This is a genomic window from Frankia gtarii, from assembly GCF_025403375.1.
Classification (GTDB): Bacteria; Actinomycetota; Actinomycetes; order Frankiales; family Frankiaceae; genus Frankia; species Frankia gtarii.
The window spans coordinates 1-24,047 of record NZ_JAMPTM010000028.1 but is presented as its reverse complement, the minus strand read 5'-3'; the positions used below and the strand labels follow the sequence as shown (position 1 = coordinate 24,047).

General features: G+C 70.4%; 18 protein-coding genes, 2 pseudogenes and 1 riboswitch. Of the genes and pseudogenes, 12 read left to right on the top strand and 8 right to left on the bottom strand.

Annotation, left to right across the window (positions count from 1 at the left end):
* The first annotated feature begins 13 nt into the window (after nt 1-13).
* The 7 genes and pseudogenes from NBZ83_RS07085 to NBZ83_RS33690 form a co-directional block, all read left to right on the top strand.
* Complete coding sequence (locus NBZ83_RS07085; protein ID WP_261574573.1) at nt 14-400, top strand: hypothetical protein; 387 nt, start codon at nt 14-16, stop codon at nt 398-400.
* Nucleotides 401-830: 430 nt separating this feature from the next.
* Complete coding sequence (gene drmA, locus NBZ83_RS07080) at nt 831-4,823, top strand: DISARM system helicase DrmA (RefSeq protein ID WP_261574572.1); 3,993 nt, start codon at nt 831-833, stop codon at nt 4,821-4,823.
* Complete coding sequence (gene drmB, locus NBZ83_RS07075) at nt 4,823-6,748, top strand: DUF1998 domain-containing protein (RefSeq protein ID WP_261574571.1); 1,926 nt, start codon at nt 4,823-4,825, stop codon at nt 6,746-6,748. The genes drmA and drmB overlap by 1 nt, the downstream gene beginning before the upstream one ends.
* 59 nt (nt 6,749-6,807) lie before the next feature.
* Nucleotides 6,808-7,560, top strand: coding sequence for a DISARM system phospholipase D-like protein DrmC (gene drmC, locus NBZ83_RS07070; RefSeq protein ID WP_261574570.1), 753 nt, complete (start codon nt 6,808-6,810; stop codon nt 7,558-7,560).
* Between the two features lie 3 nt (nt 7,561-7,563).
* Complete coding sequence (locus NBZ83_RS07065; protein ID WP_261565217.1) at nt 7,564-9,720, top strand: HsdM family class I SAM-dependent methyltransferase; 2,157 nt, start codon at nt 7,564-7,566, stop codon at nt 9,718-9,720.
* Nucleotides 9,721-9,817: 97 nt separating this feature from the next.
* Nucleotides 9,818-11,437, top strand: a complete 1,620-nt coding sequence (locus NBZ83_RS07060; protein ID WP_261565218.1) for a serine/threonine-protein kinase — start codon at nt 9,818-9,820, stop codon at nt 11,435-11,437.
* A 126-nt stretch (nt 11,438-11,563) separates the two neighbouring features.
* A pseudogene (locus NBZ83_RS33690) lies at nt 11,564-13,007 on the top strand (UvrD-helicase domain-containing protein); the annotation flags it as partial.
* 260 nt (nt 13,008-13,267) lie between these two features.
* Here NBZ83_RS33690 and NBZ83_RS07040 read toward each other — a convergent pair.
* Both NBZ83_RS07040 and NBZ83_RS07035 read right to left on the bottom strand, forming a co-directional pair.
* Nucleotides 13,268-13,747, bottom strand: coding sequence for a pyridoxamine 5'-phosphate oxidase family protein (locus tag NBZ83_RS07040; RefSeq protein ID WP_261565222.1), 480 nt, complete (start codon nt 13,745-13,747; stop codon nt 13,268-13,270).
* On the bottom strand, nt 13,744-13,896 hold the full coding sequence (locus tag NBZ83_RS07035; RefSeq protein ID WP_261565223.1) for a hypothetical protein: 153 nt from the start codon (nt 13,894-13,896) through the stop codon (nt 13,744-13,746). Before NBZ83_RS07035 ends, NBZ83_RS07040 begins: the two co-directional genes overlap by 4 nt.
* Before the next feature lie 2 nt (nt 13,897-13,898).
* Nucleotides 13,899-14,011: riboswitch (SAM riboswitch) on the bottom strand.
* A gap of 74 nt (nt 14,012-14,085) precedes the next feature.
* Between NBZ83_RS07035 and NBZ83_RS07030 the strand changes: the two genes are divergently transcribed.
* Both NBZ83_RS07030 and NBZ83_RS07025 read left to right on the top strand, forming a co-directional pair.
* Nucleotides 14,086-14,709 (top strand): TetR/AcrR family transcriptional regulator, encoded by a 624-nt coding sequence (locus tag NBZ83_RS07030; RefSeq protein ID WP_261565224.1) that lies wholly within the window; start codon nt 14,086-14,088, stop codon nt 14,707-14,709.
* Nucleotides 14,710-15,179: 470 nt separating this feature from the next.
* Nucleotides 15,180-16,985 carry a serine/threonine-protein kinase gene (locus NBZ83_RS07025; RefSeq protein ID WP_261574568.1) on the top strand — a complete coding sequence of 602 codons (1,806 nt, stop codon included), beginning with the start codon at nt 15,180-15,182 and terminating at the stop codon, nt 16,983-16,985.
* Here the strand turns inward: NBZ83_RS07025 and NBZ83_RS33270 are convergent.
* From NBZ83_RS33270 to NBZ83_RS07010, 3 genes are all read right to left on the bottom strand, one after another.
* The gene (locus tag NBZ83_RS33270; RefSeq protein ID WP_261574567.1) at nt 16,867-17,310 is read right to left on the bottom strand and encodes an Ig-like domain-containing protein; all 444 of its coding nucleotides are present in this window, start codon (nt 17,308-17,310) and stop codon (nt 16,867-16,869) included. The two genes, NBZ83_RS07025 and NBZ83_RS33270, sit on opposite strands and share 119 nt — an antisense overlap.
* On the bottom strand, nt 17,249-17,857 hold the full coding sequence (locus tag NBZ83_RS07015) for a hypothetical protein (RefSeq protein WP_261574566.1): 609 nt from the start codon (nt 17,855-17,857) through the stop codon (nt 17,249-17,251). The genes NBZ83_RS33270 and NBZ83_RS07015 overlap by 62 nt, the downstream gene beginning before the upstream one ends.
* Before the next feature lie 126 nt (nt 17,858-17,983).
* Nucleotides 17,984-18,421 carry a hypothetical protein gene (locus NBZ83_RS07010; protein WP_261574565.1) on the bottom strand — a complete coding sequence of 146 codons (438 nt, stop codon included), beginning with the start codon at nt 18,419-18,421 and terminating at the stop codon, nt 17,984-17,986.
* Between the two features lie 840 nt (nt 18,422-19,261).
* Here NBZ83_RS07010 and NBZ83_RS07005 point away from each other — a divergent pair.
* On the top strand, nt 19,262-19,618 hold the full coding sequence (locus NBZ83_RS07005; RefSeq protein ID WP_261565228.1) for a hypothetical protein: 357 nt from the start codon (nt 19,262-19,264) through the stop codon (nt 19,616-19,618).
* A 7-nt stretch (nt 19,619-19,625) separates the two neighbouring features.
* On the opposite strand, the gene NBZ83_RS07000 is transcribed toward NBZ83_RS07005, so the two are convergent.
* From NBZ83_RS07000 to NBZ83_RS06990, 3 genes are all read right to left on the bottom strand, one after another.
* Nucleotides 19,626-20,654 (bottom strand): CobW family GTP-binding protein, encoded by a 1,029-nt coding sequence (locus tag NBZ83_RS07000; protein WP_261574564.1) that lies wholly within the window; start codon nt 20,652-20,654, stop codon nt 19,626-19,628.
* Nucleotides 20,655-21,053: 399 nt separating this feature from the next.
* Nucleotides 21,054-21,644: a hypothetical protein gene (locus NBZ83_RS06995; RefSeq protein WP_261565230.1), complete on the bottom strand. Its 591-nt coding sequence runs from the start codon at nt 21,642-21,644 to the stop codon at nt 21,054-21,056.
* Between the two features lie 44 nt (nt 21,645-21,688).
* Nucleotides 21,689-22,024, bottom strand: coding sequence for a sigma factor (locus NBZ83_RS06990; RefSeq protein WP_438803294.1), 336 nt, complete (start codon nt 22,022-22,024; stop codon nt 21,689-21,691).
* Between the two features lie 180 nt (nt 22,025-22,204).
* On the opposite strand from NBZ83_RS06990, the pseudogene NBZ83_RS06985 reads away from it, so the two are divergent.
* A pseudogene (locus NBZ83_RS06985) lies at nt 22,205-23,010 on the top strand (P-loop NTPase family protein); the annotation flags it as partial.
* Between the two features lie 189 nt (nt 23,011-23,199).
* Nucleotides 23,200-24,047, top strand: an 848-nt coding sequence (locus NBZ83_RS06980) for a serine/threonine-protein kinase (protein WP_261574563.1), incomplete at its 3' end; no start/stop codon positions are given.

Sequence of the window (24,047 nt, the reverse complement as noted above, 5' to 3'; positions counted from 1 at the left end):
AGAGTGAGGGCTAATGCCGGAGATTGTTGGCGACGTGAAGATCGCGAAGCTTTTTGATGGAATGGACGGCGAGGTTCCCTGGGCGCGGGGCCGCGCGCCGCTTCCGCCCGGCGAGGAAAGGTCGCGTTTTGTCGAGTATCTCCAGCGGGGGGTCACCATCCTGCGGGTCGCGGGTCTGGTGGAGGATCTGCTCGATCCGTCGCGTGGAAGGAAGGTGTCGCTCGTCTACGTGACCGATGGTGACTGGGTGTGGAGCCTGGAGATCGTCTACTATCTCCAGGAACACGACCTGCCGCCCGAGCCCGAGTTCATCGATTACGTGCGGTCCCGCGACTTCCGCTATGTCGAGCCGTCCGAGGAGCGGGTCGCGGCCGCGTCCCGTGCGCTCGACGAAGACTGATCGCGGATCCACCGCCTGGTGTTCCGCGCGCGGACATTGCCGCGGCGAGAAAGCCGGCGTACTCCTCCTCGGTCAGCGGCTCCGACAGCGTCAGCTCGGCCAAGTTCCGCACCGGTCGCACCCCCTGCTGCGCGGCCAGTTCGTCGAGCGTGAGATGGGTAGAGGCCATCGGCTCACCTCCGTCCTGACGCCAACCGTTCCACCGGATGCCCGCCGTTGGCGCGCAGAGTTATCGCGTGTCGGCGATCTTACTGCAGGTAGTCGAGTCGATCGTAGCGGGCGGGCGAACCGTTGGGGCCGGCGATCTGTCGGACGTGGGCGGGATGGTGCCCTTACGCGAGTCGGGATCACGGTGTAGTCTGTGAACTCGGTACACAGTGATGGCGTACGGGGTGCGCCGGACCCGACCGCTTCGAGGGGGAGATGGGCCGTGGTCACGCAGGACGGTCAGGGCGCGCTGTTCTCCCCGGAGAAGGGCGCCTCGCCCTCGCTCGCCGGATCGGGGGGTGCGAGCGGGGGCGGTGCGGGTACCTCGAACGGCCCTTCGCCGACGGAGATCCTGGACAAGCCGGTGGAGTTCGTCCCGGCGACCTCGTACGAGGTCCGGGACGCCTTCGAAGATCTCGTCCGCCGTGACCTGCTCGGCCCCTGGGACGGGGAGCGCGAGGTGTTCCACCACCGGGCGATGGGACCCCGGGAGCGGTACCTCGTGGGCATGCTCGGCCCGAAGCCCGCCCCGCGCGGAGCCCGGGAGGCGGCGGCCGCCGACACGGTGGCCGACACCGAGACGGCGGTGCAGGGCGACGCCGACACCGACCTGCCCGAGATCCTCACCCCGCAGAACCGGGGCCGGATCTGGGCTTCGTCGATGGGGCTGTCGTTCGCCGTCCCGGCCGGCCCCGACGGCGCGGCGGTCGACGTCGTCGCCGTCACCGCGGCTTGGGGCCAGTACGTCAAGCAGGAGACCGAGGACGACGAGGGGCACAAGCGCACCGCCTGGGCCCGGGAACCGGTGGTGCACGCGAACCGGGAGATCCGGCTGGACGGCTCGCTGGGCTCCGACGCGTACCGCGTACCGCTGGTCGGCGACGACGAGACGGGGATCTTCCTCGTGGTCGTCCTGCGCGAGCGGTCGGGCCGGCGGATCGTCGAGCTGATCCTCGTCAACGGCCAGCCGGAGCCGCCGTCGAGCGCCGACACGGCCTGGCTGTTCCAGCCGCGGCTCACCGTGACCGCGCTCGACGGCGAGCGCGCCGTCTTCCTGCCCGTCGACGATCCCGAGGACGGCGTCGCGGCCGACCACGACGACCACGATGACCACGATGACCACGATGACCACGAGGAGCTGCACCTGCGGCTGCTCTACCGGGCGCAGCGGCGGTACGCGAACGGCCGCAACGTCGCGGTGCATCCCGCCATCCGTGATGGTGAGCGCCGCGCCCACCGGCTGGAGACCACCTGGCTGCCCACCTATGACGTCCCGTCGACCATCGCGCCCGCAGGCCCCGATACCCCGCTGGAACACGTCGAACTGTCGATGGATGCCCTGGCCGTCGCCGACGCCGCGGAACTGCGCCGCGGGCTGACGCCGCTCGCCGCCGGTTACGACGCCTGGCTCGACGAGCGGGAAGCGCAGGTGCCGAGCCTGCCCGAGCGGCTGCGGCCCGCCGCCCGCACGGCCATCGGCGAGGCCCGGGCGGCCTCGGGTCGCATCCGCGCGGGGATCGCCCTGCTCACCGACCCGGCCCAGCCCCGCCAGGGCGAGGCGCTGGCCGCGTTCCGGTTCGCCAGCCGGGCGATGGCGGCCCAGCGCCGGCACACCGCCATCGCCCGGCTGCGTGACGAGCACGGCCTGAGCTACCCCGAGGCGACCGCCAAGGTCGAGGCCGAGGGCGCCGGGGCGGCGTCCTGGCGGCCGTTCCAGCTCGGGTTCGTCCTGCTCAACCTGCCAGCGTTGACCGAGCCGGCTCACCCGGAGCGGGCCGCCGACGCCAGCGCCGTCGTCGACCTGCTGTTCTTCCCGACCGGTGGCGGCAAGACGGAGGCCTACCTGGGACTGACCGCCTACACCTTCGCGATCCGCCGGTTGCAGGGCACGATCGGCACCGGGCTGGACGCCCGCTCCGGTGAGGCCGGCGTCGCCGTCCTCATGCGCTACACCCTGCGGCTGCTCACCGCCCAGCAGTTCCAGCGGGCGGCGGCCCTGGTCTGCGCGGCCGAGGTGCTGCGCCGCGCCGACGAGGCCACCTGGGGCACGGTGCCGTTCCGGATCGGGCTGTGGGTCGGCGGCGGGGTCTCCCCGAACCGGTTCGAGGACGCCCGCGACCAGATCAGCGAGGCCCGGGAGGCGGGGAACGGCAAGCGGGCCAATGTCCTGCAGACACTGAGCTGCCCGTGGTGCGGCACGGCGCTGGCCGCCCACACCGACGCCCACATCGACTCCGACACCCGCCGGGTCCTGCTCTATTGCCCCAATGGCGAGGGCGCCGACGCCTGCCCGTTCTCCCGCCGGCTCTCCCCCGGGGAGGGCCTGCCGGTCCTCACCGTCGACGAGGAGATCTACCGGTACGCCCCCAGCCTCGTCATCGCCACCGTCGACAAGCTCGCCCAGCTGCCCTGGCGTGGCGAGGCCGGCATCCTGTTCGGCCGGGTGCGCGAGTGCTGCCCCCGGCACGGCTACCGCCACGACGACCTCGACGCCCGCACCGGCTGCGGGTCCCGGCACCACCGCCGCGGCGACCTGCCGGCCGTGGCCAGCGAGCCGGTGCGCCGGCTGCGCCCGCCCGATCTGATCATCCAGGACGAGCTGCACCTCATCTCCGGCGCGCTCGGCACCACCGTCGGCCTGTTCGAGAGTGCCGTCGACGAGCTGTGCTCCTGGCCCGTCCCCGCCGACGCGCCGGGCGCCGCCGGCGGCACGACGCTCACCGGACCGAAGATCGTCGCATCCACCGCCACCACCAAGCGGGCCCGCGATCAGGTTCTCGGCGTGTTCGGCCGCCGCCTCGCCGTCTTCCCGCCGCAGGTCGTCGACGTCGCCGACACCTTCTTCTCCCGCCAGGTCCCCGTCACCCCTGCCACCCCGGGCCGGCGCTACCTCGGGGTGTGCGCCCACGGCACCCGGATGAAGTCCGCGGAGATCCGGCTCACCGAAATCCTGCTCCTCGCCGGGCAGACCCTCTTCGACCGGCACGGGGAGGCCGCGGAGGCGTACCAGACCCTCGTCGGCTACTTCAACGCCACCCGGGAACTCGCCGGCATGCGCCGCTACCTCGACGACGACGTCACCACCCGGGTGCGTACCCACGGCACCCGCAAGGGGCTGTCCAACCGCATCGTCCCGGCCTCCGGCATGCTGACCATCTCCGAGCTCACCTCCCGGGTGTCCTCGGCGGACATCAGCGACGTGCTGAAGCGGCTGGAGATCGCCTTCGACCCCGACCTCGACACCTCCACCCGGCGGCAGGCGATCGCCGACAACTGGCGGGACACCTACCGCGCCCGGGACAGCCGGGTCCGGGAACGGCCGCCCGCCCATCCGGTGGCCGAGCGGGCCCGGGCCCGTCAGGACCGGATCCCCGTCGACGTGGTCCTCGCGACCTCGATGCTGCAGGTCGGCGTCGACGTCTCCCGGTTCGGGCTGATGGCCGTCATCGGGCAGCCGAAGAACACCGCGGAGTACATCCAGGCGTCGTCGCGGGTTGGCCGCGACGCGGCCCGGCCCGGGCTCGTCGTCACCCTCTACAACTGGGCGCGGCCCCGCGACCTCGCCCACTACGAGGACTTCGAGCCCTACCACGCCAGCTTCTACCGGCAGGTCGAGGCCCTGTCGGTCACCCCGTTCACCCGGCGCTCGCTCGACCGCACCGCCACCGGCACGTTCGTCGCCGCGCTGCGCCACCTCGACGATGCGAACACCCGCAACACCGACGCCCACGCCGTGGACCTCGCCGGCCCGGTCGCCACCGGCCTGATCAGCCGGCTGCTGGCCCGCGCGGAGGCCGTCGCCGGCCCGCGCGGCCAGGAGTACCTCGGCGAGCGGCTACGGGAACTCGTCGACCGCTGGCAGCTGATGATGACGGGGCCGATCCGACTCGGCTACCGCGCGAGCGGTGGGCCTCAGAAGGTCACCGGCCTGCTGGAGCCGGCCGGCCACGGCCGCTGGGAGGTCCTCACCGTCGCCCAGTCGATGCGGGAGACCGAAAACGAGATCAACCTCCTCGTCCCCGGCGCGGACGAGATCTACAGCCCCGCCTACGGGGAACCGGGATGGAGCTTCGGGGCGCCGCCGGACGCCGACGCCGACATCGGCGAGGACGACCGTGACTCCGAAGTCCGGGACCCCGACGACGCTCCGGTCGGCGACGAACTCGGGGAGACCCGGCTGGCCCCGGCGCGGGCCCGCCAGGGGAGGGGTGCCTGATGGCCACCAGATTCCACCGGCGCGTCGGCGCGGTCCGGCCGAGCCATCTGATGTTCACCAGCGGGGTCGGCGCCCTCGTCGACCTGCCAAGCTTCTCCGCCCTGGTCCGCGGGCTCGACGACTGGGACTACCGCAACGTCCCCGAGTACGAGCCGATCGCCGAGCCCCGGCTGCTCGCCGCCGTGCGCCGGGTATACGACCGCACCGTCACCGAGCTGCGGCCGGCCCCCTGGGCGGAGACCGACCCCGGCGACCGCAGCGGTCAGGGCGCCCGGATCGGCGTGCCGACCGTGCCGTTCCCGAACTGGCTGCGCTGCACCGCCTGCAACGAACTCGACGTGATCGCCTCGCGGACCTTCACGTTCCAGAATCCGTGGCTGCACCGCCCGCAGGATGCCCAGTTCGTCCACGAGGTGTGCGGCCGCAAGAAGTCCGGCCGCCGACCGCTGGCCGTGGCTGCGCGCTTCGTCCTCGCCTGCACCGCCGGGCATCTCGACGACTTCCCCTACGTGATGTTCGTGCACCGGGGCGGCGAGTGCGCGAAGGCGAGCCATCCGCGGCTGCGGATGGAGGATCGCGGCGGCAACCTCGGGGCCAACGTCGAGATCCGGTGCGTGAACTGCGATGCGCGGCGCAACATCCGGGAGGCGATGGGCCGCCGTGGCGCCCAGAACCTGCCCCGCTGCCGGGGCCGTCACCCGCACCTGGGAACGTTCGCCGACGATGGCTGCCGAGCCGAATCCCGGCTGCTGGTCGTCGGCGCGTCCAACCAGTGGTTCGCCCAGACGCTGTCGGTGCTCTCCGTTCCCCGCACCGGCGCCAGCGAGCTGGCGGCCAAGGTCGAGCAGCACTGGGAGCAGCTCAACCAGATCCCCGGCGAGACGATGATGGGGTTTTCCCGGTCGGTGATGCCGGTGTTCCGCCAGCTGGAGCGGTGGACCGATGCAGAGGTCTGGGCCGCGGTCGAGCGGCATCGGACGGCGCTGAACGCGGCTCCCGGCGACGGCGCCGAGGCGGGCGACGAACGGGGCTATCCGGATCTGCGTACCCCTGAATGGGAGATCTTCTCCTCGGCGGTGCTTCCGGAGCCCAGTGACGATTTCGCCCTGCGCCGCGATCCGGACGGGGTGCCGCCCCGGCTGACCCGCTTCTACGCCGACGTCGTGCAGGCCGAACGACTGCGGGAGGTGCGGGCGCTGACCGGGTTCACCCGGCTCGACGCCCCCGATCCGGACGATCCCGACCTCGTCATCCGGGCACCGCTGACCCGTGGGCCGGCCACCTGGGTGCCGGCCAGCGAGGTCCGCGGTGAGGGCATCTTCCTGCGGGTGCCCGAGGAGATTCTCGGCCCGTGGGTGGCCCGGGTCGCCGACAGCACCCAGATGCGCGAGCACCGCGACGCCTACAGCCGCTTTCGCGTGAACCGCTACTCGGATCGGATCGCCGGCGACTTCGATCCGATGCACGGCTGGCCCGGGGAGCGGTTCATCGCGCTGCACTCCCTGTCCCACCTGCTGATCCGGACCATCGCCCTGGAATGCGGGTACAGCTCGGCCAGCCTGAGTGAGCGGATCTACGCCGGCACCGACGACGATCCCCGCGGCGGCATCCTCATCTACACCGCCGTCCCCGATGCCGAGGGCACCCTGGGCGGTCTGGTGTCCCTCGCCGAATCCGACCAGCTGCTTCGGCTCACCCGCCGGGCCCTCGCCGACGCCCGGCACTGCTCCTCGGACCCGCTGTGCGCCGAGCGCCTGCCGTATGCACCCGCCGACTTCCTGCACGGCGCCGCCTGCCACGTCTGCCTGTTCGTCTCCGAGACCACCTGCGAGCGCGGCAACCGATTTCTCGACCGCCGTTTCGTTGTTCCTCTCGGGGACGGCCCGCAGCACCGGGACCTCGCCCTGTTCGACGAGCTTCCTTGACGGCCGGAGATCCATGATGATCGGGAATCCCGGTGAGTGTGTGCAGGTGATCGGCATTGATGGCACCGTCTGAACCGGGCCGGACGGGCGACTTTGCGGCGGCGGTCGCCGTCGCCGTGAGCACTCTGGGCCCGGCCCGGCTGGGTGAGCTCGCTGATCGGATCGGCCCGCGATCGTCCCCGCCCGGGGTAGCCGTGGGGCAGCCTGGGTGGGAGGAGGCGGTGATCGCCGCCTACCTGCACGGGGTCAGCGCCGGTTATGCCGGGCGGGCCGCCGAGACACGAGTGGAGTCGGTGTGGAGCGGACCGAGCAGCCGTGAGGTGCCGGTCCGGGCGACAGCCCGGGTGCTGATGGACCTGGTCGCCGAGGCCACCATGGAGCTGATGTTCATGACCTACGCGGCGCGCCCCTACCCGCCGCTGCTGACCGCGCTGAGTGCCGCGACAGGGCGGGGGGTGGCGGTCAGCATCGTCGTCGAGACTCTTCAAGGGGCCGGCGGCGGACTGGCCGGCAGCGAGCCGGCGGCCGCGTTCGCGAGCGTGCGTGGGGTGCAGCTGTGGCACTGGCCGACCGGTCGCCGCGGACACCTCGGCGCCCGGATGCACGCCAAGATCGCTGTCGCCGACCGGCGGGCGCTGCTGGTGTCGAGCGCCAACCTGACCTCCTCGGGCGTCGAGGAGAACATCGAGGCCGGTCTGCTCGTCCGGGGCGGGGCGCCCCCGCGCCGAGCTGCCGAGCACCTTGCCGCATTGCAGACGAGCGGCGTGTTGGCCCGTCTCCTTTCCGGCGTCGAGCCGGCGGCGGGAAACTGAGCGATGCCGAACGGTAGCGACGTCTCGGCCACGGTCACCGCGTCCGACATCGCCCGCCTCGCCGGCGTGGGCCGCGCGGCCGTCAGTAACTGGCGGCGCCGGTTCGTCGATTTTCCGCAGCCGGTCGGTGGCACCTCCACCAGTCCGCTGTTCGCGCTGACGGCGGTGGAGGACTGGTTCGACCAGCATGACCGCCCGTTTCGTGTCGAGGTCGGCGACCGGGTCTGGCAGCAGATCCGCGGGACCGTCGACGATCCCCGGCTGGGTGAGCTGGTCGGGCACCTGGGCGGCTTCCTGCTCCACCACCAACTGGACCGGGACGCGGCGATCGGGTTGCTCGGGGAGCCCGACGCCGCGGCCGCTCGCCTGTTGGGGCCGGCGATCGAGCGGGCCGCACCGGACCTTCCCGGCGGTTTCCCGTCGAGCTGGGAGCCGGACTGGGTGCCGGTCGCCCGGTCCGCGGCCGCCGCCGCCGACCGGGACGGACATTGTGCGCTCTTCGAGGTTCTGCGGGTCCGTTATCGCGAGGTGTACTCCCGGCAGGTGGCCGAGACCCCGCCCGCGGTCGCGGAACTGATGGTCGGACTCGCCGGTCTGAGGGAAAGGGCCGGGGAGCTCACCGTCCTCGACTCCGCCTGTGGGGTCGGCGGGCTGCTGGAGGCGGCCCGGGCCGCGGGCGTCCGCCGGCTGTTCGGCCAGGACATCGATCCGATGGCGGCCCGGATCACCGCCGCGGGGCTGCTGCTTCATGGCGTCGGTGCACGGATCGTCGCGGCGGACTCCCTGCTGGCGGATGCCCTTGTCGGGGAGCGGGCCGACGCCGTGCTGTGCGGGCCGCCGTCCGGCCAGCGGTCCTGGCCCCACGACGAGCTGGTCGACTCGCCCTGGTGGGGCTATGGGGTGCCGCCGCGGGGCGAACCGGAGCTGGCCTGGGTCCAGCACTGCCTGGCCCACGGGCGGCGCGGCGCGCCGGTGCTGGTCATCATGCCGGCCGCCGCCGCGTCCCGACCCGCTGGGCGACGGATCAGGGCGAATCTGCTGCGGGCCGGGGCGCTGCGGGCCGTGCTGGGGCTGCCACCGGACCTGTTCGGCGCCGGCTCTGCGCCGGATCTGTGGGTGCTGCGGGTGCCCGGCGAGGGCGCGCCCCCCGCCCAGGTGCTCATGGGCCTGGCGAGCACCGATCCGAGCGCGGTCGAGAGGGTCTGGTTGTCGTTCACCGGCTCGGCCGCGGCAGGCGAGCCGGGCAAGGCGATGGAACCGGGTGAAGCGGGTCTGCCGCCCGGATTTCGGCGGATGCCGGTCGCCGACCTGCTCGACGGCGAGGTTGATCTGAATCCGCGGCGTCACGTCCCGGTGTATCCGGACAGCGTCATCGAGCGCGAGTTCCCGGCAGTGCGCGAGGAGTTCCTGGCCGCGTTGTCGTCGCTGTCAGCGTTGACGCCGACTATTACGCCGTCGAACGTGTCGCCGCCGCCGGACATGTCATCGCCGGTCGCAGCGGCCGACTCCACCCCGGAGCCCGCGGTGGTGTCCGAAACAACCGGCGCGACGCAACCGGCCTGGGTCACGGTGGGAGAGTTGGCGAAGGGCGGGGCGCTGACGGTGCTGACGGCCCCGTTGCAGACCAGAACCGACGGTGGCGACCTGCCGTTGCTCACCGCCGCCGACGTGCGGTGCGGCCGGGGAGCGTCCGGTCGAACCGGCGAACTTCCCGGAATGCTGCTGCTCCGATCCGGAGATGTGGTCTGCGCGGTCGCGGCGGGAAGGATCGCGGCCGAGGTGACCAATGAGGTGGGCGCCGTGCTCGGGCCGAAGGTTGCGCTCCTGCGGGTCGATCCTGACCGCCTCGATCCACATTTTCTGGCGGGCAGCCTACGGGCCGCGGGCTATCGGGCGGCCGGGGGACCGGGCGTCGGCGATGAGGACGGGGCCAGCAGCCGGTCGAGTGGGACGTTGTCGCGGCCTGACCTGCTTCGGGTCCGCATTCCCGCGCTGGCACTGACCGCCCAGCGGGAGTTGGGGGCGGACTTCCGCCGACTCGGGCAGCTGGCGAGATCAGCGCGCGAGGTGGCCGAACTGGGCGAGGAGATCATTCGGGCCGGCTACCTCGGTGTAGCCGAGGGCCGGCTGCGGGTCTGCGGCGACCCTGATTCTCGGTAATGCCGGCTCCTACCCGGTGGATATTTCTCGATGGGAGTAAGATTTCAAGCCGTCTGCTGGGGGAAGGCTGGTCGGGGGCGCGATGGCCGGACGTTGGATGATCGACCGGCGGTACGAGCTGGAGGCTCTGCCGCTGGCTAAAGGCGGAATGGGTGAGGTCTGGGTCGGCCGGGATGTGAAACTCGACCGGGAGATCGCCGTGAAGTTCGTCCGTTTTCCCGATGGCCGGCCCGACGAGGAGCTCGTTCGTCGTTTCATCCGTGAATCACGAATAACCGCCCGGCTGGTGCACCCGGGGGTTCCCGCCGTATACGACGCGGGCACCCACGAGGGGCGGCCCTACCTGGTCATGCAGCGGGTACATGGGATCAGCGTCGCCGATCTCGTTGCCGAGCAGGGAGCGTTGCCGATCGGGTGGGCGGCGGCCATCGCGGCCCAGGCCGCCGCAGTGCTGGCTGTCGCGCACCGGGCCTCCCTTGTCCACCGCGATCTCAAGCCGGCGAACCTGATGCTGGAGCCGGACGGCACGGTGAAGGTGCTCGACTTCGGTCTCGCGGTCGCACTCGATCGCACCGACCTGTCGAAGATCACCTCGACCGGACAGCATCTCGGCAGTCCCGCCTACATGGCCCCGGAGCAGGTGCTCGCCGGGCTCAGTGCGCCGGCTACCGACCTGTACGCGCTGGGCGCGACCCTGTTCGAGATGCTGACCGGCCGGCGGCTCTTTGCCGGGTCGTCGTCCTACTCGGTGATGCATCAGCAGGTCGAGGAAGTCCCGGCGCGGGTCAGCACCCTGCGCGCCGACATTCCCTCGAATCTCGACGGGTTGGTCGCCGACCTGCTGCGCAAGACGCCGGAGGAACGCCCGTCCGGGGCGGAGGCGGTGTATGAGGCGCTGATCGGCTGGATGGCGGACCTGGTTCCCCTTCCCGGAATCGTCGATCCCGCCGCGGACAACGCGGTCCGGATGTACAACCGGATCACCGCCCGCGTGCATCCTCCCGCGCCGGCCCCGTCCACGCCGACTACCACCGCGCCGACCTCTCCCATGCCGGGTCCTGACCTGCCGGGTCCTGGCGTCGTGGAACCGGCACGGTCGGACGCGATGACCGTGCCGCAGCGGCGGTCGCCGTCCACCAGCGGGATCGACCAGGTCGAGCTTCGCCAGGCCCGGGATGAGGCCCGCTCGCTGGCCCGCTCCTCCCGATACAGCCAGGCCACCGCGATCCTGGCGGAGGCCGTCGATCGGGCCGGCCGGGCGCTGGGAACCGACAGCGCCGATGTGCTCGCGCTTCGTCTCGAGCTCGCCGAGCTGTTGTTCGAAGGGGGTGACTTCCGCCAGGCTGTCGGCGAGTACGAACGGCTGGTCGCTGACCTCGCCCGCCGAGACGGTCGGAACAGCGAACGGCTGATGCTCGCGCGCCTGCGGGAGGCGACCTGCCGGGCTCTGATCGGCGACACGCCGCGGGCGCTGGAGCAGCTCGGCGCGCTGCTACCCGACGAGACCCGAGTGTTCGGCGCGGACGATCCCCGCGTCCTCGAACTGCGCCGCCAGATCGGGCTGTTGCAGCTCGGGGCCGGCCATCGGGCCGCCGCAGCCGAGAGCCTCGCTGCGCTGCTCGCCGACCTGCTGCGGGTCTGGGGACCGGAGTACCCGATGGTGCCCGTGGTCCGGGAGCTGCTTGCCGGTGCGGATGGCACTGCGGCGGCCCGCTGAGCCCGCCGGCTCGCTGAGCCTGGTGGTCCGCTGAGCGCCCGGTGGCCCGCGTAGGCGGACAGCAGGTGGCTCGCGGGCGGGGAGTGCGGGGCAGCGAAGTTTGCGGAATCGACGGGAGACGGTGACATGGCGCGGCTCGGGATCGACAAGGAGTTCCTGCTCGGATTCGCGGCCCTGGAGAAACAGGTACAGAACCGGGTGCTCGAGGTGTTCGCCAAGTTCGAGGCGGCGACCCACGCCGGTCTTCATCTGGAGAAGATCGGGAACGTACGTGACAACCGGTTCCGGTCGATCCGCATCGACAAGTTCTGGCGGGGCGTGGTCCTCGAGCCGGAAAACGGCGACACCTACACGCTGCTGAAGGTGTTGCCGCATGACGACGCCTACGCCTACGCCTGGGCCCGGCGGCGTCGCGTGTCGATCAATGCGGCGACGGAACGGATCGAGATTCGTGATGTGGTCGCGATCGACGCGACGCTTCCGGAGCTGACCAGACGGGCCGAGTAGGTCCCCAGCAGGCTGTTCGCCGACGTGGCGGACAAGGATCTGCGTCGGCTCGGCATCGACGAGCAGACACTGGCCTTCGCCCGGGTGCTCTGGCCTTCGCTCGAGTGCTGACGGATGTGCGGCAGCTCGAGATGGCGCGCGGCTTCCTTCCCCCGAACCAGTGGGACGCGCTGTTCGGCCTGGCGGCGGGAATGACACTGGAGGAGGTGTGGGCCGAGATCGGGGCCGCATCCGAGGCGGACCGGGCGTCCTTCGACTCCGATGACGTGGTTGCCGCGGTTGAGCGCAGCGCGGATCGGGTGGTCCTCGTGGACGGGCCAGAGGAACTGCTGGAGGTGTTCCGGCACCCGTTTGCCCTGTGGCGGGTATATCTGCACCCGACCCAGCGCCGTATCGTTCAGGCCCGTTTTCGGGGGCCGGCACGGGTGACCGGCGGACCGGGGACCGGGGACCGTCGTGGCCCTGCACCGCGCGCGATCTCGCCTCGCAGGGGGTCGGCCGGGTCCTCCTGACCACCTTCACCTCGACGATGAGCGACTCGTTGACCGCGGACATCGACCTGCTGGTCCACGATCCGCTGATGCGTGATCGGATCACCGTTGCGACGATGAACAAGATCGCCTACGACGTCTTTCGGGCCGGGCAACCTCAGCCGACCATCCTGACCGGCGCTGAGGAACGGGCGGTGTGGCGCACCGTCGCTCGCGGTCTCGGCCTCCCCTTCTCCGAGAGCTTTCTGTCGGAGGAATGGCGGCAGGTCATCCTCGCGCAGGAGATCCTCGCCGAGGCGGGGTATCAGAAGGCGCGCCGGGTCGGGCGGGGCCGCCCGCTCGGGCCGCGCCAGCGAGCTCAGGTGTGGGCCGCCTGGCAGCAGTTCGATCGAGAACTGCGAGCCTCCGGTCGGTGGACTCACGAGATGATCTGCATCGAGGCGGCGCGTCTGCTGGAACGGGCACCGCAACGGCCATACCGGCATGTGGTGATCGACGAGGCGCAGGACCTCAGCCCGGTGCAGTGGCGCTTCCTGCGGGCGGCGGTCGAGCCAGGCGCGGACGACTTCTTCAAACGCCGTGCCGATCTCTACGAGGCCGTCAGCCTGGTCATCGAGGATTTCGCTGCCGCTCTTTGACCTGCGATCCGTTGACCGGACCGGAAGGTCGGCGGTTCGACCCCGCTCCTGCCCACTCGGCTCTGATCATGCCTGCGCGTCGCCTTTGGGGCGGCTTCGCCGGTGGGATCGCGTCATGTCTGCCGGGGGCCGAGCCCCCCGAACCCCCACGTATGGCGATGGGCCGTAGTACTGGTCGTGGGTTGTGCTGACCGTTACGACTGGTGTTGAGAGCGGGAGTCGAGCGTGGGCGCCTCGGTAAGTGGTTGGTCGACGCCTGATGACCGTAGGACATCGAATTCGTAGATAATCCGCCCGTCGTTGATCATTGCCGTGCGGAAAGCCTCCTCGTCGTACTCGGTTCCGAAGAATTCGATAGGTCCCTCCGGCCGCCCTCGGATCTTGCGGAACAGGCGGACGTTCGCATCTATCCCCGCCTGCCCATCAATGATCTTCACGGTCGTCTCGAGCGAACGGTAGCCGTGGCCGGATGAGAACACGAACAGCGTCGACCGGGGATCGCGCAGCAGCCGACGGGTACGGGCCCGGTCGACGGTGCCGGTACTCCACAACCTGCCGTCGACGAGCGCCACGATCACCCGTGCCGCCTTCGCCGTGCCGTCAGCGGTCGTAGTGATCATTGCGGCGGAGGGATTCTTTTCGATGAAAGCGGTGTCTACGGAGGAGAGCGTCACGAGGGGAACCGCTCACTGTTCCGGGTGAGGTCGACGGCGTTGCGCAGTGCATCGGGGTTGCGCAGTGCATCGGTGATGGTGGCATCGGTGATGGTGGCACCGGAGGTCCGCGGCACCAGCCCCAGGACAGCCAGCGGCATGCTGGTCATATCAAATGCCTTTCCATATCGGCAGACGTCGCGCGAGCGGCGGACGCCGGGGCACCCACCACGGAGGAAGGTTGCCGGCCGGCAGGCCGGGGCCCAGTGGTCGGCGCTCATGACCCGTACACTGGTTTTCCTATCAGTCCGGTAGGGAAGAGTCATCAGCTCGAGTCGAAAGTGAGAGAGAGGTCCACGGTGGCCACTCGCTTGCGGTCGGATGCCGCCGCAAACCGGGCCAAGATCCTCGAGGTGGCGCGGGCAGCCTTCGCGGACGAGGGGCTGGAAATCTCGATGGAAGAGATCGCGCGCCGCGCGGGGCTGGCACCAGCCACCCTGTATCGGCGGTTCCCGACCAAGGAGGCCCTCGCGGCCGCGGCCTTCGCGGAGCAGCTGGCGGCCTGTGCGCACGTACTCGACGTGGCGTTGGCCGACCCGGACCCTTGGCGAGGGTTCTGCCGATTCATCCTCAAGCTGTGCACCCAGCAACATCGTGACCGGCGCTTCCTGTCCGCATTCACCGCGGCTTTTCCGCACAGGACGGAATTCGAGATTTTCCGGCAGCGGGCCCACGAACAGTTCGCCCAGCTGGTACGCCGCGCGCAGGAGACCGGGTCGTTGCGCCATGACTTCGACCCCGCCGACCTGTCGCTGATCCTGCTCGCCAGCGGGGGCATCAATGCCGGTACACGCGAGATGACGACCGCGGCGTCGCGGCGACTCGCCTCGTATCTGGTACAAGCGTTTCGCTCGGACCGGGCCACACCGTTGGCCCCACCCCTACGAATCCCTCTCGACCTGCCCGGCTCCCGCCAGTCATGATCGTGTGATTCGTGCTGCCGCTTGGAACCGGCACCGAGCTGACCGACCTCGGGGAGCGGATATGCGCCGCACGGTGACGACCGAAGGGTAGGTAGCGGGCGTCGCCCCTGGCCACCGGACCCACTCCGGGCCGGACGGCCAGACAAACGTCGTCCGACGTGACCCGTCGTCGGCGGCAAGCCCGAGATCGTCGGCAGTTAGCCGGTTGGGTTTCCGTGGCCCTTTCGTTCACCGGATGACGGCCGGGCACCGTGCAGGCGGAGCAGAATGCCCTGATAGGCCCTTGTCTGTCCTTGTCGGGGCTTTGTCGGATGCCGGGTGACGGTTTTGTCGGCCGTTGGGCGGGAGCGGAGAGTGCCGGTTCTCCCGACCGACGCCTCCGGAGCCGGTGACGCCGACCCGGGGAGAATCGGACGAACTCGGACGATGTGACATCCGCACCCATGCTCGGGCCCGATGAGGTGGAACCGATGACCTGCAGCATCGCGGACGCCGGCGTCGCGACGGAGACTGCCGCCGTCGACCAGCCCGGCTCGCCGCTGCGCGCGGCGGATCCGGCGACGATCGGCGATTTTCGGGTCCTGCGCCTGCTCGGTGAGGGCGGCATGGGGACGGTCTATCTGGGCGAGTCGTCGACCGGCCGGCTCGTCGCCATAAAAGTAATTCGTCCGGAACTTGCCAGTGTGGCGGAGTTCCGCGAGCGTTTTCGCCGGGAGACGACCCATGCCCGGCAGGTCGCCGGATTCTGCACCGCAGAGGTGCTGGACGCGTGCCCGGACGCCGAATTTCCCTATCTGGTCACCGAGTTCGTCCCCGGCCCGACCCTCAGCAAGGCGGTGACGGCCGGCGGCCCGCTGTCGCCCGCCGATCTGGAACGCCTCGGTATCGGGGTGGCGTCGGCGTTGACCGCGATCCACGCGGCCGGCATTGCACACCACGACCTCACCCCGTCGAATGTCCTGCTGCATCCCGCGGGGCCGAGGGTGATCGATTTCGGCATCGCGAACGCTCTCGGGACGACCTCGCCGGTCGACGATGACGCCGCGTGGATCGGCACGCCCGGGTACATGGCGCCGGAGCAGGCCCACAGTGATCAGATCGGCGCGGCGGCAGACGTGTTCGCCTGGGCGGGGGTGATGACCTTCGCCGCGACCGGCCGGCCGCCCTTCGGGGACGGCGCGCCCGACGTGTTGCTGCACCGGACGCTGCACGAGGAACCCGACCTGTCCGGCCTGCCGGCAGGGATGATCGATATGGTCCGACGCGCGTTCCAGAAGGAACCGGACGCCCGGCCGACCGCGGGTGAGGTGCTGTTGGGCCTGCTCGGCGGCACGGAGGCGGAGGACGACTCGGCGCCGGCCGTCGCCCGGGCCCTCGACGGCTGGCGTTCTCCGACCGTGCTGCCGATCGGCGGCGAGGTCGAGGGGGCTCCCATGCTCCACGACTCGACCGCCGTCAGCACACCGACCGCCGTCAGCACACTGGACGCGACCAGCACGCCGGACGCGACCAGCACGCCGGGATCAGTGGGCCGACCCGGTGTACCGGGCGCGGACACGGCCCGGCTGCCGACGCGCCGGACGGCTCTGCGACCCGGGCCGGCGGCTGACCGGCACGGTGGTCGCCGCCGGCGGGCGGCCGTGCTGGCGACCGCCGCCGCCCTGCTGGCCCTGCTCGCCGCGGCGGTGCCGATCGCCATGGGTGCCGAGCGGGAGCAGAGGTCCCCCTCGACGTCCCTCGGTGCGGAAGCCGGCTGGCTGCCCGCCGTTGCACCACCACCGCCGAACCAACCGGGTGGGAGCGGCACCGCACCGGCGATCGACCTGAGTCCCGAACCCGCCCGGGAGGTTCTCACCACGCCGGATGGCGGTACGCCGGCCGAGACGGCAGCGATCGCCGCCGAGCCCGCGGGGCGGACATCCCCGCCCCCGGCGGCGACGCCGGCGCCCCGGCCGCGAGCCACCGCACCGGTACCCGCGGCGCGAGCCCCAGCGTCGAGGAAAGCCGCTCCGTCGACGCCGGGAACTGTCCCGCAGCCACCGGGAACCCCGCCGAGGGTCACCACGATCACGCCCGGTCCCGCGGCCGCAGGTTCAGCGCCGGCCGACGCCGACCGAACCCGGAAGTTTTCGCGGCCCGGCCGCGACGAAAATACGGTCAGCCGGGAAAATCGTTACAACCGGTACTCCCGATACAAGCGGGATCGGTACGAACTTGAGCGGTATGAACTTGAGCGGTACGACCGCGAAACGTTGTTCGTGCGGAACGGACGCTGACCAGATGGTCAGTCCGGTCAGCGCCCGTTGGCTGGCTGAAGCCGATGGTGATCGTGGTTGGTGCGGTGGTGGTGCTGGCTTTGAAGGTGGGGCCGCCGCTGTAGCTGACCGCGATGGGGTGGGTGCCGGGTTGCAGTCTGGTGGTGCTGAGGGTGGCCTTCCCCGCGGTCAGCGGGACGGTCGCCAGGGGGTCGTTCCGTCGGAGAAGGTCACGGTACCGCTTGGGTTGCCCACGTCGGCCACGCCCGGTGCGACCGAGGCTGTCAGGTCGACGGGTTGGCCGAACAGCGGGCTGGTGGCCTCCGGGGCGGGGTGTGCGAGCCACCACCCACCGCGACGGTTCCGTCCGGACACGCGGTGGTGACCCGCGCGGTGCCGAGCCGGTTCGGGCCGGCGACGGAGGCCACCGAGACCACCCGGTGGTCGAGCTTCGTTCCCGCCGCGCATACCGCGAAGCTGGTGATCTTGTCGCCGTCTTCGGCCTGCCCACCGAAGTTACCCAGGGCCGCCCAGAACTCGGGGTTCTGCGCACCGTTGGCGATCATGGTCCCGCTCGCGTCGCTGGGAAAGGTCCCTTTCGCGTGCAGCCCGTTGATCGGCGGGACGGGGTCGGTGGCATCGATCTTGCTGCCCCACATGCCCCCGCTGACCAGCACACTGCCTGCCGGACACGAGGTCACCGCGGTCGCGTAAGCCCCCGACCCGTTAGCGACGGGAAGATTGGTGGTGGTCACGTGGATCACCGGCTTCTGCGGCTCGGTCGCCGCCGGTGCACCCGGTTCCGGCGCCGCGACGGCGGGCACTGCCGCAGCGAAGACCAGCGCGAGCGCGGACACCGTGACGACCGCGCCACCCGGCGACGACCTGGACACCCGTTTCGGCCAGGCAAGGCCCTCCGCCCAGCCTGCGCACAGAGCCGCAAGTACGAGCTTTCCCGCTAGAAGCTCCCGTATCGACGGAAAACCGGTAGCCAGATCCAACCGTGCTGTGCGTACCGGTCAGTTGCCGGTCAGAAACAACGCCCAGACGTGGGATCTCGTAGCACTCGTCGAGCCCATCCCGCCGGTATGCGTGGTGGATGTCCAGTTCGCTGGCGAACTGGTGAGCGGGTTCCCGCTCCCGTCGCCGGGATAGCTGCCGTTGAGGTGATCACCCGACTGTCCGGGTGCGTTGAAGTCGGACGTCGTGATGTCGCCGCCGCTGATACCGGCACCGCCGCTGATCAGCGTCCCGTCGCCTTCGCCGCAACCGACGGTGGTCTTCTGGGGCGCGCCGACGCTGGTCGGGCCGGACGACTCGCCGTACCGCACGGAGTCCGGGTTGGTCTCCCCGTTGATAGTGGTCGACGCGTAGGCGGTTCCTGGCAGTGCGACGGCCAGTGCGGCACCCGGAACAAACGCCGTGAACAGGGGAGCCCGTAGGGATTTCTTCGTCATCAACTTTTTTCTTGACAGACGGACGGAATGACCTGCCAACCGTTGACCTGCGAGACGGCGCGAGCCGGCCTCGGTGGAATTCTTGCCGGCTTGGAGACTCGTGGGGCTGCGGCCGGCCGGGGCGGCCGCGTCGGCAGGGTCGGCCTTCCTCGAACTGCATGGGCGCACGCGCCCCGCTTCTCGCAGAGCGAGACCGAAGAATTCAGCGCTCCCGGAACTGCACGCAGGTACCGGTCGACAGACCCGTTCGGTCTGCTCTCCGTGGTCGGGGTACGCCCAGCTGTGCTGGAGCCTCGCCGCTCGCGTCACGGAGGTGGCTCGGAGATGGGACGGCGAGTTCACGGACCTCTCATGTGTCACCCCCGCAGCAGAACAGATCCTCAGGGGAGGGAGCATAGAACAGAAGATATTGCAGATGCACAGCTTTTTCGATAATTACTCCGCATCTGCGGTTATGATCGCAGCCTGGAAGTGTCGAGCGCATGGCGGCCTCGCCAGCGTCCGAGGGCCTTCTGCGCAGTGGTCGCAGTGGTCGCAGTGGTCGCAGGCCGGGCCTGTGCCAGCGGCGTCGGGCCGGTTGCGCGCGGGCGGGGGCCGCTGGGCGCTGCCACCGGCAGGGTAGAAGCATCGCCGGTGCCAAGGTCATGTTTGGCCTTCTTGTCGGAATTGGCCCATGCGTGACGGCGCCGGAATGTGCCGAGCTTTCACCCGGACCACTTAGGTGATGGCCGAAGAAGATTTTTCTGCCTCGGCGAGTAAGAAGTGTTCAGGGTGGCGGACTGCCAGCCGGCCGCGACGGAACCGTCGGGGCGCTGGCCGAGCGTCTTGTGTGGCGTCGACGTGCTGTTCCGGCGGGGCAGCCGTGACAGGCGTCTGCTGAAACTGCGGAAGGAAAGCCCTGTGAACGGCAAGGTCAACTGGCTCGTCTGCAAGGTCGGATGCATCGAATGTGGAATGATCGAAGACCCGGTGCTGAGGATCATCGGGGTGTATTCCGACGAGCAGCAGGCGGTTGCCTCCGCCCGCGGTGCCGCCCAGATGATCGCGCAACGATGGGGGATGACGAACACCGACGAGCCATACCCGGTGAACGCGACCGAGATGCTGGGTTCGCGGATGGGCGCCGGCTGGATGTGGACACCCGCAGATCACGAGCAGGTCTTCGCGGTGCAGGTCCCGTCCGATGCGGAGCAGTAGGTGGGAATCAGGCGCTCAGGCGCCGGTACCGGGCGAGACGGCGCGCACCGTCCGCGGCGGGGCGGGCGACGCAGGGCTGGAGGGCCGCTTCGAGCCGGGCACGGACGGTGGACTGGTCGAGCTGCATGCCGATCGCGACGAGTCCACTGGGACCTTCTGTCACGGGCCTGACCGCGACGTGGATCTGTCGTCCGACGACATTGACCACGTAGCCGCGCAGGCTCCGTCCGATGTCCACGGTCAGGGTGCCCTTGAGCCGGTAGACGTCCGCGGGTAGATCCTCAAGCAGGTCGGCCAGCCGGCCGGGATCGACCGGGCCGGCGGCGGGAACGGTCACCGCGTCGGCGCGCGGGTGCGGCTCGTCCTCGTGGTCGCGATCGTGGTCGTGCCTGGCCAGGGCTGCGAGCGGGAGTTCGTCGACCGGGTCGTGTGGGCTCGCGGCGTCGAACACGAGTGCCGGGTCGATGCGGCCATGGGTGGTGTCGACGACGTGTGCGTGGGGATTGCTCTCACGTATCCGGCCGGTGATCCGCGCCACCGTCTCGCCCCGGTGCGCCGGCGGAACCCGGTCGGTCTTGTTGATCAGGACGAGGGAGGCCGACGCGAACCGGGCCGGCGGCAGCCCGCCCGTGTCGACGGTGTCGAAGTAGGCGGCGGCGTCGATCACGTCGACGAGACCGCCGGGGCGCACGCGGTCCACGCCGCTGAACCGGATGAGCCTGGCCAGATGGGGCGGGTCAGCCACGCCGCTGGCCTCCACGATCACCGCGTCCAGCCGCAACCGCGGCCGACTCAGTTTCTCCAGCGCCTGGTCCAGGCCGTCGGTGTCGGGCAGGCAGCACAGGCAGCCGCCCGCGATCGAGGCCGGCTCGTCCACCTGGCCGGTGACCAGCGCGGCATCGACGTTGATCGTTCCGAAGTCGTTGACCACCACTCCGAGGCGTGCCCCGGGCGCCTGGAGCAGATGGTTGAGCACCGTCGTCTTACCCGCGCCCAGGTATCCGGTGAGCGCGATCACAGGCACCCGTACGCCCATCCCCGACTGCCTCCTCCCGTGCCGCGCTGCGCCTGTGAGGCGATCCGCATCGCCCGGTGTGAGGATCCCGGGCTCGGGCCACGAAGACTACCGACTCGGGCTGCCCGTCGACCCGGCGGCCACCAGCCACCCCGTCGAGGGTGCTTCTGGAAAGGGAACCTCGCGGGGAGTCGTAGGGCCCCGCCGCCAGAGTGGAAAAGCATCGCCGAGCCCAAAGGCTGCCGTCGGATTGCTTGCCGGGTTCGCACACGGGCGCTGGCTGGATGTGGACACCCGCAGACCACGAACAGGTCTTCGTGGCGCAGGTCCCGTCCTGACAGCTCCGGCGGCGGCGGGTGGCGGACCTGGATCGATCCGCTTCCGGACGCGGCCAAGGCGGTTATCCTGCGGTGGCGGACTTCAACCGTGGGTGCCGGCGATGTCGATGGAAACGGGGTCGGGGGCGGGGCGAGTGCGCGCCGTGCTGAATCCATACTGATAGGCGAACGAGATGTCCGGCCTTCCGGCGGCATCGAGTGGGATCTCGCATTCGGCCGTCGTAGGGCCATTGGACAGCATCACACTCATACTGATTCCCATACCGTCGCGGACCGCCGCTCGCTCGACCAGACCGAAGGCGGGGGACCGGGCCGGATCAGCCTGACCGGGACCCGACTGCGAACATTCCACGGGAATCGCCGCCGCCTCGGCCGCGGACAGGTGAACGGCCGTCATCGTGGGACTGGGGACCGTGGTGCCGGACGTCGGCGCGGCCGGCACCAGCGACACGTGATCGTCGCTGCCCGTCCTCGTGCCGCCGAAGGCGACCGCGGCGCTGGTCACGGCGGCCGCGAACGCCGTGACCAGCGGGATCGTTCGCCTCGCCGCCCGGCGTCGGCGTTCCTCGGAAATCCGCGCCTCGACGCTGGTCCAGATGCGCTCCGAAGGATGCGCCCGCAGATCCTCGGCCGCCGCACGCAGCCACGCGACGGTGGCCTCGTCGGTTGTCATGCGGAACCTCCCGTCATCGATTCGATGCCGTGTGCCGCAGCGTTCTACGCCGCGCTGTCATGAGCCTTGATGTCATGTGCCGAGGCCACCCGCTTGTGGTGACGTCCCCGATCGGGCGGCTTCGGCGATCCGACCGACTCGGAATGCAGCGCGGGGTGCAACCGCCGTCTGTTCGCGTTCACCAGGATGCGGCGTACATACGCGTCCGGATGGTCGCTGTCGCGGACCCGGCGCCACGCCACGAACGCCCGCGCCAGCGCGATCTGAGTCAGGTCCTCCGCCTCCGTGGCGTCCCCGCAGAGCAGGTAGGCCAGTCCCAGCAGCCGCGGCAGCCGCGGCGCGAAGAACTCGCGGAACTCCCGATGTCTGTCCTCATCCATCCGTCCCTCCACAACCACCCAGATCCCGCCGAGCGGCCCGCGGGTTGCTCCATCCGGCAACATTCGTCCCACCCGCAGGCGGCGGGCCAGGTGGGCGGCGGCTGTTGCCGGGAGCGTGGCGATGGCGGTGTACTGCGCGGGGCTGGCCAGGTCGGGCCCAGGTGACGCAGACGGAGACCACTGTTCGCCACGATCGCCGCGGAGTCCCAGCGGATGGTCAACAAGACGTACAGCGCCTTCGTGCAGGGCTTCCTGCCGACGCAGGCACGGCCCGACGTCGACCTGCTCGACGGACTGACGGCCGCGATCATCGTTGACCAGCAGCGCATCGGTGGCGACGCCCGTTCCACGGTTGGCATCGCCACCGATGCGGGTGCGATGCTGCGCATCCTGTTCAGCCGGTTGGGGCGGCCGTACATCGGCCCGTCGGGCGCGTTCGCCTTCAACGTTCCCTCGGTCGGTCGGTCCGGGCGAGCGGTGCGATCACCGTCGAGCGCGGTGCGGCCAAGGTGGTGAAGAAGACCTTCACCCGTGTCGGTGGCATGTGTCCGCGCTGCGAGGGTCGGGGCGCGGTCACCGATTTTGGCCTGACCCAGCTCTACGAGGACAGCAGGTCGATCAACGACGGTGCGCTGACGATCCCCGGTTACGGCGTCGGCGGCTGGTACGGCCGCATCTTCGGCGGCTGCGGCTTCTTCGACCCGGACAGGCCGATCCGCAGGTTCACCAAGCGTGAGCTCCACGACCTGCTCCTGCGGCTGCGGGACACGGGCAACACGGTGCTCGTCGTGGAACACAAGCCGGAGACGATCATGATCGCCGACCGCGTCGTCGACCTCGATCTCGGCCCCGGCGCAGGCACGGCGGGCGGCACCGTCTGCTTCGAGGGAACCGTCGTCGGGCTGCGGGCCAGCGCCACCCTGACCGGCCGCCACCTCGACGACCTCGTCGCCGCCCGCTCCGCCCGCTCCACCCGCACCGGCGAGCACCTCGCGGCCCACGTCGGCGCCTGACTGGGAGCAGCCGTCCTATCTATGCGCAATTCCCCATTTTTGCAGGTGAACGTCTAATCTGCCCTGCGCGTGAACGTCTAATCTGACCTGCGTGCGTCATATGACCGGTATGTCTGCGAGAATCGCGCCGCTGGGATCTTGGCATAGGGAGGGCGGCGGGCGTTGGCGACAAAGCTGGGAAGTTCCTACACTCTGGAAACCATGATCGGCCGGGGTGCGATGGGCGAGGTGTGGCGCGGCCGCGATGAGGACGGCGAGCCGCTCGCCTTCAAACTCCTGTTGCCGGAGCTCATGGTGGACCCGGAGATCGTCGCCCGGTTCATGCGGGAACGCTCGGTGCTCCTCCGGGTCGACTCACCCTTTGTCGTGCGGGTCCGCGATCTCGTTGCCGAGCGCGGGCACCTGGCCATCGTCATGGACTTCATCGAGGGTTCCGACCTGCGTCGTGAGCTGAGACGGCGCCGGACGGTCCCACCGGCGGAAGCGGTGGCAACGACCGTCGACATCCTCACCGGGCTCGGTGCCGCGCATGAGCTCGGCATCATTCACCGCGACCTCAAACCCGAGAACGTCCTGCTCGACCGGCATGACGGCGGGTATCACCCGAAGATCTCCGACTTCGGGATCGCCGGGCTGATGAACGCGTCGACGCGGCTGACCACGCGGCAGGGCATTCTCGGTACTCCTCTCTACATGGCGCCCGAGATGATCGAGGAGGGTGTCGCCGGCCCGCCCGCGGACGTCTATGCCGCGGGGATCGTGCTGTACGAGCTGCTGTGCGGGGTCACGCCGTTCGCCGGGCGAGCGCCGCTGGCCATCCTGCGGGCGCACGTCGACCTCCTGCCCGGCCGCCCGCCGGACCTCACCGACGAGCTGTGGTCCGTCCTCGCCGCCATGCTCGCCAAGGACCCGACCGCGCGGGCCGGGGTCGACCAGCTCCGGGCCCTGTTACCGAACCTGCACGGGTTGCCCGCGATTCGACCGCTGGCCACCCCGCCGCCGGCCACCCC